General features: G+C 61.3%; 13 protein-coding genes. 3 read left to right on the forward strand and 10 right to left on the reverse strand.

Annotated features, from left to right (window positions below; genetic code table 11):
• Positions 1-6 precede the first annotated feature (6 nt).
• The 3 genes from DND132_RS01005 to DND132_RS01010 all read left to right on the forward strand — a co-directional run bounded on the left by DND132_RS01005 (position 7) and on the right by DND132_RS01010 (position 2,949).
• A complete protein-coding gene (locus DND132_RS01005) occupies positions 7-1,002 on the forward strand; it encodes a helix-turn-helix transcriptional regulator (RefSeq protein ID WP_014320846.1) in 996 nt (331 codons plus the stop codon).
• Between the two features lie 340 nt (positions 1,003-1,342).
• A complete protein-coding gene (locus DND132_RS18905) occupies positions 1,343-1,816 on the forward strand; it encodes an integrase core domain-containing protein (protein WP_081475874.1) in 474 nt (157 codons plus the stop codon).
• 200 nt (positions 1,817-2,016) lie between these two features.
• Complete coding sequence (locus DND132_RS01010; RefSeq protein ID WP_238528241.1) at positions 2,017-2,949, forward strand: glycosyltransferase family 4 protein; 933 nt, start codon at positions 2,017-2,019, stop codon at positions 2,947-2,949.
• A 4-nt stretch (positions 2,950-2,953) separates the two neighbouring features.
• Here DND132_RS01010 and DND132_RS01015 read toward each other — a convergent pair whose 3' ends face one another.
• From DND132_RS01015 to DND132_RS01060, 10 genes are all read right to left on the reverse strand, one after another.
• Complete coding sequence (locus DND132_RS01015) at positions 2,954-4,159, reverse strand: FkbM family methyltransferase (protein WP_014320848.1); 1,206 nt, start codon at positions 4,157-4,159, stop codon at positions 2,954-2,956.
• A 101-nt stretch (positions 4,160-4,260) separates the two neighbouring features.
• Positions 4,261-5,307: a glycosyltransferase family 4 protein gene (locus DND132_RS01020; RefSeq protein ID WP_420794995.1), complete on the reverse strand. Its 1,047-nt coding sequence runs from the start codon at positions 5,305-5,307 to the stop codon at positions 4,261-4,263.
• A gap of 283 nt (positions 5,308-5,590) precedes the next feature.
• Positions 5,591-6,268 (reverse strand): ABC transporter ATP-binding protein, encoded by a 678-nt coding sequence (locus DND132_RS01025; protein WP_190275294.1) that lies wholly within the window; start codon positions 6,266-6,268, stop codon positions 5,591-5,593.
• A 38-nt stretch (positions 6,269-6,306) separates the two neighbouring features.
• Positions 6,307-7,044 (reverse strand): ABC transporter permease, encoded by a 738-nt coding sequence (locus DND132_RS01030; RefSeq protein WP_041915650.1) that lies wholly within the window; start codon positions 7,042-7,044, stop codon positions 6,307-6,309.
• 53 nt (positions 7,045-7,097) lie between these two features.
• Positions 7,098-8,855, reverse strand: coding sequence for a glycosyltransferase family 9 protein (locus tag DND132_RS01035; RefSeq protein WP_014320852.1), 1,758 nt, complete (start codon positions 8,853-8,855; stop codon positions 7,098-7,100).
• A gap of 40 nt (positions 8,856-8,895) precedes the next feature.
• The gene (locus tag DND132_RS01040) at positions 8,896-10,905 is read right to left on the reverse strand and encodes an oligosaccharyl transferase STT3 subunit (RefSeq protein ID WP_014320853.1); all 2,010 of its coding nucleotides are present in this window, start codon (positions 10,903-10,905) and stop codon (positions 8,896-8,898) included.
• Between the two features lie 5 nt (positions 10,906-10,910).
• Entirely contained in the window at positions 10,911-11,783 is an 873-nt protein-coding gene (locus tag DND132_RS01045) for an alpha/beta fold hydrolase (protein ID WP_014320854.1), read from the reverse strand.
• A gap of 77 nt (positions 11,784-11,860) precedes the next feature.
• Positions 11,861-12,235 carry a DUF2304 domain-containing protein gene (locus DND132_RS01050; RefSeq protein ID WP_014320855.1) on the reverse strand — a complete coding sequence of 125 codons (375 nt, stop codon included), beginning with the start codon at positions 12,233-12,235 and terminating at the stop codon, positions 11,861-11,863.
• The gene (locus tag DND132_RS01055; protein WP_014320856.1) at positions 12,222-12,947 is read right to left on the reverse strand and encodes a glycosyltransferase family 2 protein; all 726 of its coding nucleotides are present in this window, start codon (positions 12,945-12,947) and stop codon (positions 12,222-12,224) included. Before DND132_RS01055 ends, DND132_RS01050 begins: the two co-directional genes overlap by 14 nt.
• Before the next feature lie 92 nt (positions 12,948-13,039).
• Complete coding sequence (locus tag DND132_RS01060) at positions 13,040-14,065, reverse strand: autotransporter outer membrane beta-barrel domain-containing protein (protein ID WP_014320857.1); 1,026 nt, start codon at positions 14,063-14,065, stop codon at positions 13,040-13,042.
• Positions 14,066-14,349 lie beyond the last annotated feature (284 nt).

Genomic DNA, 14,349 nt, shown 5'->3' on the forward strand with positions numbered 1-14,349 from the left:
GGCAGAATGCGCGGGACACAGATAATTCAGCTTTTCAAGGGCATCCAGGCCCTGAGCAAGACCAACGGCACGACCATCAATGAGCTCATGGAAGTGCTCGGCAGGAACGACAGGAAAGCGGCCTACCGCATGCTCGAGACCATTCAGGGGATCGGTGTGCCGGTGTATGAAGAAAAAATACATGGCCAGCGCGCCAAGAGATGGAAAATCGATGAGACTTCCCGGCAAAAGCTGGCCGGATTGAACCTGCCCGACTTCACCATATCGCTTCCCGACATCGTTGCCCTTCAATTGCTGCGGTCTCAAGCCACGGTATTCAAAGGAACGGAAATTGAGACCACTCTCAATCGGCTGTTTTCGCGGCTCGATGCATTTGTGCCGGAAGGGTTGTTCGCCTCGTTGAGCAAGCTGGGGCCTTTGTTCGGGTCTTCCAATAAATGGGCGAAAGACTATTCGGGGAAGGAGGGCATACTGGATTCGCTTGTCGAAGCCATGCTCGAGCGCAGGACCTGCCTCGTCAGGTATCACTCCTTTCAACAGGGCAGGGAGACGCGGTTCAAGATTGATCCGTTGTATTTCTTTGAATACTCGGGCGGCTTGTATCTTTTCGTCAGGACAACCGCCTATGACGACATCCGGATTCTGGCCCTTGAACGGGTTCGGGAGGTCGCCCCGACCAGTGACGGATTCGAGGAGCCGAAGGACTTCGATGCTCGGGCCCGGCTCAGCGAACCGTTCGGCATCATAGCCGATGACCCCATAGAAGCGACGGTTCGCGTGTCGGCCGATCAAGCCCGGTACTTACTGGAGCGCCCGTATTTTCGAGAACGGGTCGTGGCGGAGGAATCGGATGGCGCGGTCATCGTCCAATTGAACACCTCCGGCCGTCACGACGTTGTCAAATGGATACTCTCGTTGGGATCGCAGGCGGAAGTGCTTGGACCGCCCGAACTCAGGGCTGATGTGAAGAAAGAGCTTGAAGCGACGTTGTCGGGGTACTGATTCCCGAGAGGCGCACTGCACGTCCGAGCAAAAGGTCCGCAAAAACGAAAAAGGATTCGCCGAGTTGTCCTAACCCCTTGCCTTTTCTGGGCGGGAGGAGAGGCTTTGAACCCCCGATCTATGGGGCCCGAGCGGGATGCTTTTCGTGTCTCCTTGTAATGATTAAGTTTATTCGTCACATGGGAAATACCCATAAACCGGATCCCAAATGCGACAAGACATGTGACGGAAACCATTCTCGTGGTTTTGGGGGGAGTTTGATGTGTGGGGATACCGTGAGTGCCGTTCCTCCTTGGTGGGGGCAAATGATTTGAGCGATTCCTTCTTGAAATGTCCCGGGATGCCCATTGCGAGAAGCCTAACGAATGAAGATGTAACGCATGTTCTGGCTGCTCTGTTTACGACGAGAGAACAGCCAGACTATCTGCGATCCGACAACGGCTCCGAGTTCGCGGCTGAAGCCCTCTGCGGATGGTTGAAGGATGTCGGAGTCAATACTGCATCCATTAAACCCGGTAGCCCTGGGGAGAATGGCTATAGCGAAAGCTTCAATGGCAAATTGCCGGAGGGATGGATTCACGGAGAGCTTCTCTGTTCGTTGAAAGAAGCACAGATCGTGATCGAAAATCGGCGGCGGGAATACGACACGATAAGGCCTCACGGCTCATTGGAATACCAACCCCCAGCGTCGGTCGCGCCCCTCGGGGTGGAGTTGGGCTCGGGCTGGACAACCTCGGCAGGAAGAGTGCAGACTGGCATAAGCCCGGACCATAAACCGGGGACAGGTCAACATGTGGACGGTTTTTGTCTGTGAAGAAGATTCGTGTCATTGTGAACGCGATCCCATTGATGAACGTGAAGACGGGGATCGGACGGTACGTTGAATCGCTGTACTCGACGATGGAGAGACAGTATTCGGATCTGTTCGAGTTCCGCTATTTCGACGGCGTCGGTGCCGCAAGTTCCCTTCCCTCCGGGGCACGGGACCTTGACCACTGGTCCTCGAAGGCCGCCTTGTTCTGGAAACTGCCGCCGTCGCTATCGTTTCTGATCCGGCTGGCCCTGCACCACGTGCGCGAACGCAGGCTGCTGTCCCTGTCAAGGAAGTTCGACGTCTACCACGAGACGGCCATGTTCCCCTTTCGCGTGCAGGATGGCGTGGCCACGCTGCTGACCGTGCATGATCTTTCCCTGGAGCGATATCCGCAGTTCCATCCCGCCGAGCGGGTTCGCTATTTCAACAGATTTTTCGGCAAACGGCTGCGCCTGGCCGACGCGTTCGTGTCGGTTTCGGACTTTACCCGCCATGAGCTGCTGTCCGCGCACGACCTGGATTCGAGGACCGTCGCGGTGACGCCGCTGGCCTGCGACAAGGACCTGTTCCACCACCGTCAGGGGGAAGAAGTCGAGGCGGTCAAGCGGGAGCTCGGCATACGCGGGGACTACTTCCTGTCCGTCGGCACGAACGACCCCAGGAAGAACCTCCCCCTCATCTTCGAGGCCGTTCACGGGAGCCCGGACACGCAGATGGTCATCGCGGGCTGGTCCGGTTGGGGCGGAAAGCTCCCCGGGGGAGTTCGCGATGTGGGCTATGTCTCCGACCAGACCCTTGCCTGCCTCTACAGCGGGGCCACGGCCCTGGTCTATCCCAGCCTCTACGAGGGGTTCGGCCTGCCGGTGCTGGAGGCCATGTCCTGCGGCTGTCCCGTTGTCCTGACCCGGGAGGCCAGCCTGCCCGAGGTGGCCGGGGAGGCCGGTTGCTACCTGAGCGGCCCCCGCGCCGTGGAGGAGCTCGTCTCCATCATGGAGCGGCTCGGGACGGATGAAGCGTTCCGCCGGGAGAAGTCGGCCGCGTCCCTGGAACGGGCCGAACTCTTCTCCTGGGAGCGGACAGCGCTGCTGACCAAGGAGGCCATCCTGGCCGCCTACAGGGCGAAGCACCCGTGACGGTCTACCCCATCCTTCGCAAGCGCATCTTGTTCAGCGAGAACTCTCCGCTCTTGTTGCCGGTCCGCAGGACAAACTCGAACTTCGTCAGGTCGCGGTAGGCGATGAAGTCGTATTCGTTCCGGCCCGGGGTCAGGTGCAGCGATTCGACCTTGTAGCCGAAGCGTTCGCTGATATCGAGATCAAAGGAGCCGTTGATTTCGCCGTCGATGGTCAGCCGATAGGCTCCCCTGGGCAGATACCAGTACGGACCGTGGAAGAGTATATCGCCCTCGCGGCGGTCCCTGGCCTGCGAACGGTATGCTCCGTTTTCCATGCCGCCATTGAGGATGTTGAAATCGCACGGGAAAATATCAACGAAGTTTCTTTCGAGCCCGCCTTCCTCGATCCGTTCCGGGCGTCCGGCCAGGAAATACCCTCCGGTGGTCGTGAACTCGGCGTGGTCGGTCCGCCGGATGGTCGTCCCCGCAATGGCGTAGATCTGGTAGCCGAGGGAACCGAGCAGCTCGAACAGATCGTCGGCGATGTCGCTGTCGGCCGCCAGCTTTTCGAAGAGGAGAACCGCTTTCGGGGATCTTTCAAGCACGGGGAGCATGCCGGTCAGGGCCTTGAGCTCATGGCCTTCGACGTCGAGTTTGATCATGCTGACGCTCGTGCCTTCGGGCAGGACGCTGTCGAGGGTGCGGACCTGGACCACGTCGCCGTTGCCGTCGCCGCCTTCGAGACTTCCCCCGCCGGCGTGGTCCTTGGGCAGCGACAGGCTGGCTTCGCCGTCGCGGTTGGAGATGGCGCAGCTGTTGATGTCGATGATGTGCGTGTACCCATTCAGAAAGACGGAGCGCGAAAACAGCTGCCGGATCCTGTCGTTGGGCTCAAAGGCGTGAATCCTGCCCTGGCGGAGATACGGCGCCAGCCGGAGAGAGTAGACCCCGAGGTTCGCCCCCACGTCCAGGGCGATCCCGTCGGGCGTGCGGTAGGAAAGAAATACTCCCCATTCTTCCTCTTCATACATGCCGCCGTTGATGAAGTTGAGCGGGCAGCCGATGTCGTCCGTGTTCACGAAGATCGGCGTCTCATCCTTCAGGTAGGTCAGCGATTCATTCCTGCCCAGATAGGACGACGTCCGGTTCTTGATGAAATCGACGTCGTTCAATATCCGGTCGAGCTTCCGTTCCACTTCGTTCTGCCACATCGTTTGAATAATACTCACCGCATCTTCCTGTTCTTTAAGGTTTTCGTTTATTGTGTCATGCCCGGCCCGGAGCCATCGCCCCGACCGCATCGAAGCGGCGGGCGACGGGCCGCATGCCGTCAGTACAGGGCCGCCAGCCGCTCCCGGTATCGTTCGGGAGCGAACCGCCCGGCCTGTTTTTTCCCTTTGGCGATGCAGCGTTCCCGCAGCTCGCGGTCGTTTTCAAAGGCAAGAATGGCGTCCGTGATCTCCCGGGGCCGATAAGGATCGACATACAGCGGCGCGTCGCCCCCGACTTCTGGTAACGAACTCGTGTTCGAGGTGATCACCGGCGTGCCCAGGGACATGGCCTCGAGCACCGGCAGCCCGAACCCTTCGTAGAGTGACGGGAAAACGAGTCCCCTGGCCCCCTGGATCAGGGCGACGAGGGCGTCGAAGGGCACGTATTCGAGGTGGATGATCTTCCGCCCCGGCGCATGCGCCTCCATTGTCCGCTTCTCCCGTTCATATTTCCAGCCGAACGGCCCGACAATGACCAGCGGGCTTTGCACGTTCGCGGCCAGATAGGCCTCGATCAGTGTCCCGTGGTTCTTTTTGGGCTCGATCGCGCCGACGGCGATGAAATATCCGTCCGGAGACAGGCCGTGCGTCCCGTCGAGAAACCGGGCCAGCGCCGTTTCCTCCCGGATCAGGGAAGGCGGTATCTCCACGGCCTGGTACGTATTGTGCGTCTTGGCCCCGGCCTCCGGGCACAGGGCGGCGATGTCCCTTTTCGAGTTCTCGGAGACCGTGATGATCTTGTCCGCCGTTTTGACGATCCTGCGCAGCAGTCGCATGTACAGCGGCTTGTCGTCGAGGGTCGTGTCCGGCAGCTTGGCCGGGATGACGTCGTGGATGGTGTAGTAGTTGCGCCCGTTGGCCAGCCTGATGGGCAGGGGGGAGGTCCAGTGGGCCACATCGATGCCGGGTACGTCGATGGTCAGGAATCGCCCGGTCAGAAAGAAGATGGCCCAGGCGGCCGTGTACACCGCCGTGCTGCTCAGCACTCGGCAATGCGGCGGCACCCGGCCTTCATGGGGCCGCTTGTCGGCGGACCCGTCCGTCCTGATCTCATGGCAGGTCGCACCGCGAACGAGGTCCCTGAACGAGATCTTCAGGATATCCATTTTCTCTCGGAGCGTCGCAGTGGAAAATCCCGTGTACGCATGGGGGGCGTGAAAGGAGATTTCATCAAGCGGGCCGCCTTGTCCGCCGCTTCCCGGAGTTGCGTGGTAGCCGTACAGGACGGACATGTCGTGCCCAAGGGCCGTCAGGGACGCCGTCAGGTTCCGGGCATAGGTGGAGATTCCGGTTCCCTCCGGTTGGCCCAATTTATGTCCGTCCACCAATATTTTCATTTCGAGTCCATGGTGCAGCCATGCGGGATATCCACTTGGTGCGGCCGGATTCCTAGATTTTCGCGTATTGCCCGGCCACGTCGGCGGGATCGCCGTCCGCGACGCATTGCCCCTTGTCCAGCAGGATCATCCGGCTGCAATTCCCCATGAGAAAATGGAGGTCATGGGAGACGATGATAGCCGTGGTCCCCTGTTTGAGCAATTTGTTGATCCGGCCGGTGCATTTCTGGGCAAAGGCCGCGTCGCCCACGCCGAGCACCTCGTCGATCAGCAGGACGTCCGGGTCTACGGACGTGGCCAGGGAAAAGGCCAGCCGGGCGTACATGCCCGACGAGTACGTCTTCACGGGCTCGTGGAAGAAGCGGCCGATGTCCGCGAATTCGATGATGTCGTCCATCCGCCGGGCCAGCTCGGCCTTGCCCAGCCCCATCAGCAGCCCGGACAACCGGCAATTCTCGAGCCCGGTCAACTCGGGGTGGAACCCGATGCCGAGTGAGAGCAGGGGGACGACCTTGGCGTCCTTCTGGCGGCGGATGGTCCCGGAGGTCGGGTTGATGATCCCGGACAACAGCCGTAGCAGGGTGCTTTTCCCCGCCCCGTTCCGGCCGATGACGCCGACGATCTCATGGTCGTCGATCTCAAGGCTCAGCGACTTCAGCGCCTCGTGGTAGGCTGGTTTCCTCCCCAGGAACACCCGCGACAGAAGTGTGCCGCATCCCTTGTTGCGCACCAGAGAGTATCTGACGGAAACGTTATCGAGTGTATATCTCATAGGTAAAAATAGATTTTCGAGCGGACCCTGCGCAGAAACGCCGCGCTGCACAACCATACACCTGCCGCAATGCCGGATGAGATCAGCCAGTCGGCCCGGCTCGGGAATCGTTTCCAATAAAGGGGGTCCTGGAAAAGGTGGGCGAAACTCGTCATCGGATGGAACCGCAATAGCTGGCCGTACAGCGAATGCGGATCGATGTTGGATTCCATGTTCAGGATGATCGAGGAGAAGAAGAGCAGCATCAGTCCCATCTGGACTATCGGCTTTATGTCGCGGACAAAGACGAAAATCGTCGCCGACAGTATGGCCAGCCCGTTGGCGAGCACGAGCCAGACGAGAAAGGCGAAGGGGAGGACGAGTAGCGGACCGCCCGCCGGGGTGCCGAGGAGGAGGAAGAAGACGGACCCCACGGCGAAGGTGCACAGCAGGTCCCACACCCCGATGACGGTGCTGACGCAGGGGAAGGTCACAGCGGGCGTATCCATCTGCGTCAGCAGCCAGCGGCCGCCGACGATGGACTCCATCCCGTTGAGCGTGGTGCTCTCCAGAAATTTCCATGGAATGAGGCCGCTGAAGAGGTACAGGGCATACTCGGCCAAGGGCTGTTTGTTGATCTGCGCGAAGACGATGGAGAGCACACCCAGGAACATGAACGGTTCGCCGACCGCCCAGAAGAACCCCAGCATCGCGTTGCGATACCGCAGGATGAACTGGCACTTCGCCAGTCCCATCACGACCCGAATGAAATGACTAACCGTATAATTCATGTAACAATGCCAAGTTATTAGCAATTGGTTAATTTGGATTCGACCATTTTCAGGATGTCCTCGACGCGGATCGCCTTCATGCATTGCGATTCTTTTGTCCCGGAGAGCGTGCAGGGGGAATATTCATTTCTCCAGCACGGCACGCAGCGTATGGTGTCGCTTGCGTCGATGTAATCGACGCTCGGATAATGCTTGGTCCGCTGCTCGGCGCTCGTCGGTCCGAACAGGGCAACGCACGGAATGCCGAGGGCTCCGGCGACATGCAGGAAGCTTGAATCCGGGCAGATGACGACGTCGCACAGGGAGAATATGGCCAGTGCCTCCCGAAGCGGCCTGTCGTCGATCGGATGGACGTTTTCAAGCTCGAAGCCCGTAATGGGCTTGTTGTGAAACAGGAACACGGAGTGTTTCCGAGACAGAATCCGGATCAGATCGGCAAAGTGCGGGTAATCCCGGTACCGTTCATCGGAGTGGAGCTGGATGCCGATCCGTTTCCGGCAGTTTGTCCCGACCGACGAGACGAAGCGCTTCGCGGCGTCGGATTCCTCCTGCGTCACATGGTAATACGTTTTCCAGTCCCCGCCGCTCGGGCCCTTGATGCCCATGGCCTTGCCGAATATTTCGATCCTGGACAGTTTCACATCCGGCGCCGTCAGCCCTTCGATGCGGCTTGCCGGGCAGGTCGTGAGGTCGTAGAGGGCGCTGTAGTCGTCCCTGCGGAAGACCCTTTCGTTGATATCCGTGACGGTGATCCCCGGCAGGCCCTTCAGCAGCGGCTTGAATTGTCCGGGGACGGCAAAATGCACCGGCCTGGCGGGATTCCTGGCCTGTAGCTCCGTCAACCCGGCCGTCATCATGAGAATATCGCCGATCCCTCCCATCGCGCGCGTGACCAGGATCGGCAGTCGCCCTTCGGCCTTCGCGCCCTGGCCGTCCCCCTTGGAAAGCATGGCGAGGGTGTCGCGGCCGACGCGATTGGATGAAAAGCCGAGAGCGCGGTAACCGAATCCGACGGCGCGGGTGATCCACGGCCCGACGAGCGGCAGCTTCCCCAGTATCGAGGCGCAGCAAAGGGGAAATATAAGCAGCTTGGCGGCCGGGGTCGCTTCTGCGTTGCGGGCGGTCAGGATCGGCAACACGCCGCGCGAGGCGATGATCAGTTTTTGGGCCCGGGTGACGGTGCGGATGCTGCTCGCCAGTCTCCACTGCAGCCGCATGAAGACGTCGGCATTGCCCGAATGGAGCTCGGCCTCCGCGTAGCGGTGGACAACATCCGCAAACAGGGATTTGTCGGCGAACAGATAGGGCCTGTCCACATAGTGCGCCAGGATGTCCGCGGCCTTTCCGGGTTCTCCGAGCTGGAGCGCCGTCGCAGCCATGTCCAGCGAAGCCCGCTGTTCCCATTCCGGGAACCGCCCCGCCGCCTGGCTCTTGGCTTTTCCCAGCGCCTCCAAGGCCTGTTCAAAAAGCTTTTGCCGGGAAAAGTAGTTCGCCGAATCAACATGGGCGAGAACCGTCTCGATCTGTCCCGGATGCTTTGCGAGGAGGCCGTCCAGGGCAACGGGAAGCAGCCTCAGTGCTCGGGCGGTCCGGGCCTCGAGCGTATGCGCGTCCTCGCATGTCGCGTTCTCTATGAGCCCCCGCACATAGGCCAAGAGGATGTACTTCGAGTCAATGGAGGACAACTCGACATCGGATGTCTTGATGTACTGGTACACATACCTGTTGTCTCCGTTGTATGCCAGTTTCTCTGTGGTCTTGATGTCCAGTGTCATTGTATCCATGCTCTGTTTTTATGTTTGAAGTTGCCGGTTTTCAGCTTTTGTTGGACTGAAGATTCGTCTCTTCCCGTGCGCCGGGGGTGTGTAGCGCGTTTTCGTCGGTATCCACTACCCGCCAGAGACCGCCCGTATGGAGGCCGAAGGCCCGAACCGGCTCGAAAAACGTCGGGTCGGCCCGATACTGGCCCAGCAACCGGAACAGGACGGAGCGCACAACGGCCCTGTCGGTCACGGCCAGAAAATCGGTGTTCCCGGAATGGGTGAGGTACGGATCGGGCAGGGCGGCGAAATCGAATTGGGCCGGTTCTTTCCCCGTCAGATCGAGGACACTGCCGAATCCTGTGTAGCCCTTGTCCATTACCGCCTGCGGCACCACGACGGCCCCGGCGTCCCGGTCATGGCGGAAGTCGCCCTTTTCGAAGAGGTCCAGGTGATTGGCCACGGCGGGCGGATGCTCGTCGAAGACGTGCGCGAAGGCGTACAGATATCCCACCGTGGTGTAGACGCGCGCGGGGAGGCAGAGGGCCACGGATAGTGTGCCGTTCGTTTTTTCCCGCATGCCCGCCATGAGTTCCGTGACATACTGCGGCCATTGTTTCCCTCGGCGGGACAGGTCCAATGCCGCATCCCGATGGCTCGCGAAATAGCGGATCCATCGGGCTGCGGTCCGCTGGTCGGATTGCATGAGCGGGTATGCGGCCACGAAACAGGAGGCGTCGGTCTGTGAGCCGCCGTCGAAATATACCGGCATGCCGGTCAGGAATTGGTAGAAGTACCCGTAATCCCACCAGGTCCAGATAAGCGTGTCCTGCGGAAAAGCCTGTTTCATTTCTCGGGCCAAGGTGAAATCCGGTGACGAGAAATAGGATTCCGGGGCATATTCCACGGCCTTGGCTCCGGCTCCGCTGAACAGGAGCACGGTGAACACCGCCAGTGCGCCGTATCGGCCGAGCTTCCATCCCGAGGCGGCCGCGTCCATCCGCGCCGCGAGCAAGCGGCAGACCTCCACGGCGCAGTACACCGTCAGCAGGGCCGCGGCCGGTACGAAAAACGGGATGAAGCGCCGGGAGAGCAGGGCGAAGATGCCGAAGGCCGCGCCGGGCAGCAGCAGGAAAAGGCTCTTCCAACCGAAACGCCATGCGTACAGGATGAAGCCCGGCGGCAGGAGGAGCAGCAGCCAGGCGCTTCCCAGCGTCCTGTCGCCGAGCTCCGCGAGCGTCAGCGGGTGCAGTTCCATGATGGCGTTGCTCAGCAGCGCTCCCTCTGCCCCGCCGAAAGCCAGCGAGATGTGCGCGACGGTGTAATCGTACCAGTCGGCGAAAGGCCATACGCGGGCCAGGGCCAGGGCCGTCGCGCACGCGATCGCGGCCAACAGCGTCAGTTTGACCGTGGCGTCTCCCCGCTGCCGGGGCCAATGGAGGAGATGACAGCCGAGGAATCCAGCGGCGAGGAAGGCCCCGGGCTTCCACCACAGCCATTGCAGAACGAGCAGGGCCGCGTACCCGGCCGCCCAGGCGAGGCGGCGGGAGGGAATGGAAAGGCGCATGACGCAGTAGAGCGACGCGTATGCCAGAAACGGGGCCAACGCGTCCGTGTCCACCGCGCCCAGGTGGGTCCGGTCGATCCAGTAGGGCGAGAGAAGGGCCAGCAGGGGGGCCAGAACAGCAACGGCAGGGGCCTTCGTGTCCATGGCCCAGGGCAATACCGCCAGGAGCATGGTCAGCCCGAGGATCGGGCCCAGGGGAGCGCTCGCCGCAAGCAGGGACGGGATGTCTGTTCCGCCCAGGAAGGCCAGCAGCCGGGAGAGCAGCATGGAGCCGCTCCACAGCCCCGCGAGAGGGGTGCCCTGGGCCGCGAACAGGCGGGCGTGGTTCAGGTGGTAGTAGCCGTCGTTGTTGGTCACCGCCATGACGCCGTCCACCCTGCAGCCTGCGGCCTGGAGCAGCCCGGCGTGGTGTTCGGCGAGCAGAAAATTCAGGAGCACGCCGACCGCCAGCGCGCACAGCCCGGCCAGGGCGGTCCTGTTCGGGGTGGATTGTCCCATGCGGCTCACCATAACCCGCTTTGGGTGAGGATGCCCGGCACCACGTCCCGCCAATCCCCGGTATGGCCCACGCCGTCCACCTTGACGATCCGGACGTTGTCGGGGTTGCCCAGCTCGGATGCGTACCGCTCCGCGATCTCGGGGGGCATGATCGCGTCGTCGCGGCTGACGATGTGCAACTGGGGTATTTTTCGCAGGGCCGCCTTGTCGTCCAGGGGGTTGAGGGAGTTTTGCAGTGGAGACACCTCGTGCAGGCGGGTCCAGAAGGGGTGGTCGATATTGCCGGCCACCGTCACGACCGCGTCCACGTCGTCCCGCCGCTCGGCCAGCAGCAGCGCGACGCACCCGCCGCCGGAGTACCCCAGCAGCTTGAGCCGGGAGGCGTGCGTCCGGGCCTTGGCCTGGTCGAGAAAACCGTTCATTTCGGCAATGACGGGCTCCGAGAAGCGGGCCGAGGTCCACAGCGGGGTGGAGCAATTACGGCGTTGGTCGCCTTCGACGTATTGACAGGGACGCGCAAGGTAGAGCACCGCGTCATGGGAATCCGTGGCGGCCAGCATGAGTCCGATGGGCGTTCCCGGCGTGGGGTCGGAGGACGGACGATTGCGGGTCCGCCAGGCCATGCCGTCTCCTTCGATGTAGACGCGCAAGGTGGCGCCTGCGCCTCGCTCATAGCCGATCAGGTCGAAATATTTACCGGAATAGGCGACCGGGACGAGGTTGGCGCTGCGGGCCAGCTCGGCCGGGTCCGTCCGCCCGAGGCAACCGGCCAGGAGCGGCGCGGAGAGAACCGCGACGACCAGGAAGCGGACAAGGCGCAGGGTCGCGGCAAATCCGCCGTAGCCGCGCAGAGGCGTCCAAGAAAGGAACGTCCGCATGTTCAGGTCAACTCCTTGTCAACGTTCACGGGGGGCGAACCGCCATCTCCAAACGGGCCGGACGAGGTCCGGTTCGTTCACCGGTCTTCGCCGTCCGTCTTGTCCCCGTCTTTCCCGAGGTCCATGAGCCGCGCTTCGTATGCAGCCATTTTCTGCGTCAGGACCCGTATCCTGGTTTCATGGCGTGTCAGTTGGATCTCCAGGGTGAGCAGCTTGACGAGCAGGATGCACAGGCTGACGATAATCAGCAGAACCGGCGGATAGTGCACGCCGAGCAACCCGCCCAGCCAGTCGAGGATGGACGGAAATATCCCGAACAGGATGAGACAGAACACGGCGCCCAGCCAAAGCGCGGTCTGGTACACGCCGATGCGCTGCCTGCGGATCAGCCAGATGATCACGCCGCCGACGACCAGGGCGATCGCCGTGGAGACTTCATTAAAAAGCGTCATGCCCTTCCTGTTCGCGGCTCTTTCGTCCGCTGCCGGTTATCCAATCGACGAAAATCCAGATGAAAGTCTTCACCAGATATTGCCCGACGTCTAACCATGTGTCGAAAATCCTGGAGTGCCCGACGACCCGTTCGCACATGCCGATGGCGTGTTCGCGGCAGACCAGCCCCTTGCGGCGCAACAACAGCAACACGCCGATGTCCTGGTAGTCGAGCAGTGCGCCCTCCCCGGACAGCAACACGTCCAGCGCCTTGTGGTCATACACCCGGAAGCCGGAAGTCAGATCGACGATCCCGAGCCCCGTCAACCGCGCGAACAGCCGCCAGGCGAACTTCCTGGCCCGGCTTCCCCGTTGGGGACAGCTGCCGATGAGCGTGTTGGCGTCCTCGCGCTCAAATTCCCGGATCAGTTCGGGGATGTATCGCGGCTTGTGCTGCCCGTCTCCGTCCATGGTGATGAAACAGTCGTGCTCCGCCCGCCGGAGCGCATGGCGAAGCCCCGCCTGAACGGCCATCCAGGCCCCGGCGGTGTAGGGGAGCCTGAGAACCTCGGCCCCGGCCGCGACAGCCTCGCCGTATGTTGTGTCCGCGCTGTTGTCGTCAACCACGTAGACCGCGCAGCCGAGCTGCCGGACCTGCTCCACCACGGAGCCGATCGTGGGCGCCTCGTTCAGGGCCGGAATGATGACGGCGACACGGGAGGGGTTGATCATTCTACTCTCGGCTAGGGTTGAAGGGCAGGGGCTCAAGTAAAAAAAAGGACGGCAACAGCCGCCCTTTTTGTCAGATTCGCCGGTTGGTGCGGCTAGAACTCGTAGCGAATGAAGAGCTGGCCACGGTAAGCCTCGTAGTCGGTGCGTCCCATGCTGGCGCCGCCTTCAAGGCCCAGGGTCATCGCGTCGTCCAAGTACCAGTTCGTGCCGAGAATGCCTTCGAACTCGTCATAGTCGGAGCCGACCGGGATGGTGGACGTCTGGACGTCGTACAGGTAACGGAGCGCCGCGTAGGGTTCGAGGCCGAAATCATAGAGATAGGAGGCCTTGGCTTCCGCGCTGACCTGACCCAGGTAGCTGTCCGGGTTGTCGATTTCGGTGCCGCCGCGCGAGTAGGTGCTCAGGTCGCCGTTTACGTACATGTAGCCCACGCGTCCGCTCAACGTCCACGCGTCGATGTTGTAGCTCTGGCTCAGGCCGATGCTGGAGAGCAGGCGGGTCGCGTCGTAGTGACTGGTGTCGGTGCCGTCGCTGTCCTTGTAACGACTGTCGGTGTAGCCGAAGGCGGCATCGAGGACGGTGCTGTCGGTGAATTTGTAGGCAGCGTAGGGCATGATGGTCCATTCGTAATCGGTCTTGAGGGAACCGTTGTCGGTGCCGTTGTTCCAGCCTTCCTTGTCGAGGTCCAGGCTGCCGTATCCACCGGCTACACCGATCAGCAGGTCGGGGGTGGCGCGCCAGTCTATCCCGGCAAAGGCGCTGTAGTAATTGGCGTCGTAGCGGCTGCCGCTGGCCGTGTTCTGGAAGTTGATGTAGGTACCCATGCCCCAGATGCCGAGGTTGGCGGCGACGTCACCGGAGGCAAGGCCGATCTCTTTGGCATTGGTATTGAATTTGAAATTGCCGTTTGCGTCCAGTTTGGCAACCTGGTTTACCTGGCCGCCTTTGGATCCGGCGCCGGCAATGGAGGCGATGCGGCTGGTGACGGCCATGACGGCCTGGGTGCTCGATGTACGGACAATGTCGCTGGCGGCCTGCTCCTGGCCATTCGTTTCGGCAAACGCCGCGGGCGCGGCAAACAGTACGATGGCGGCGATCAGCATAATCAAACGGTTCATAAACTTTTTGTCCCCTGATTTGTGGACCATGGACATGACATGCCGGGACGGCTTGCCTGTGAATGGGCCTCGCTCCTGAATTCGTTAAACCATACAATCCCAAGTGGGCGTGTCAACTTGTCACAACAAAATATAACGAGTTGTTATGACGGCGTAGGGCCTTCAAACCGACTTGCCGTGCACCCCTTTCATCCGCAAGGAGCGCCAAGCCGATGTTGCATGGTGCGTAACATACCCATGGGCGACTGTAAAGTTATCCGACTAATTAATGTGAAATTTCATTA

Origin of the sequence: Pseudodesulfovibrio mercurii (genome assembly GCF_000189295.2) — a bacterium.
In the GTDB taxonomy this organism is placed as follows: Bacteria; Desulfobacterota; Desulfovibrionia; order Desulfovibrionales; family Desulfovibrionaceae; genus Pseudodesulfovibrio; species Pseudodesulfovibrio mercurii.

Coding starts and splice junctions, on each gene's coding strand:
- DND132_RS01040 (WP_014320853.1), bottom strand. CDS start 10,905: ATGGGACAATCCACCCCGAACAGGACCGCCCTGGCCGGGCTGTGCGCG.
- DND132_RS01055 (WP_014320856.1), bottom strand. CDS start 12,947: ATGATCAACCCCTCCCGTGTCGCCGTCATCATTCCGGCCCTGAACGAG.
- DND132_RS01050 (WP_014320855.1), bottom strand. CDS start 12,235: ATGACGCTTTTTAATGAAGTCTCCACGGCGATCGCCCTGGTCGTCGGC.
- DND132_RS01020 (WP_420794995.1), bottom strand. CDS start 5,307: ATGGATATCCTGAAGATCTCGTTCAGGGACCTCGTTCGCGGTGCGACC.
- DND132_RS01035 (WP_014320852.1), bottom strand. CDS start 8,855: ATGACACTGGACATCAAGACCACAGAGAAACTGGCATACAACGGAGAC.
- DND132_RS18905 (WP_081475874.1), top strand. CDS start 1,343: ATGCCCATTGCGAGAAGCCTAACGAATGAAGATGTAACGCATGTTCTG.
- DND132_RS01030 (WP_041915650.1), bottom strand. CDS start 7,044: ATGGGACTGGCGAAGTGCCAGTTCATCCTGCGGTATCGCAACGCGATG.
- DND132_RS01005 (WP_014320846.1), top strand. CDS start 7: ATGCGCGGGACACAGATAATTCAGCTTTTCAAGGGCATCCAGGCCCTG.
- DND132_RS01045 (WP_014320854.1), bottom strand. CDS start 11,783: ATGCGGACGTTCCTTTCTTGGACGCCTCTGCGCGGCTACGGCGGATTT.
- DND132_RS01060 (WP_014320857.1), bottom strand. CDS start 14,065: ATGAACCGTTTGATTATGCTGATCGCCGCCATCGTACTGTTTGCCGCG.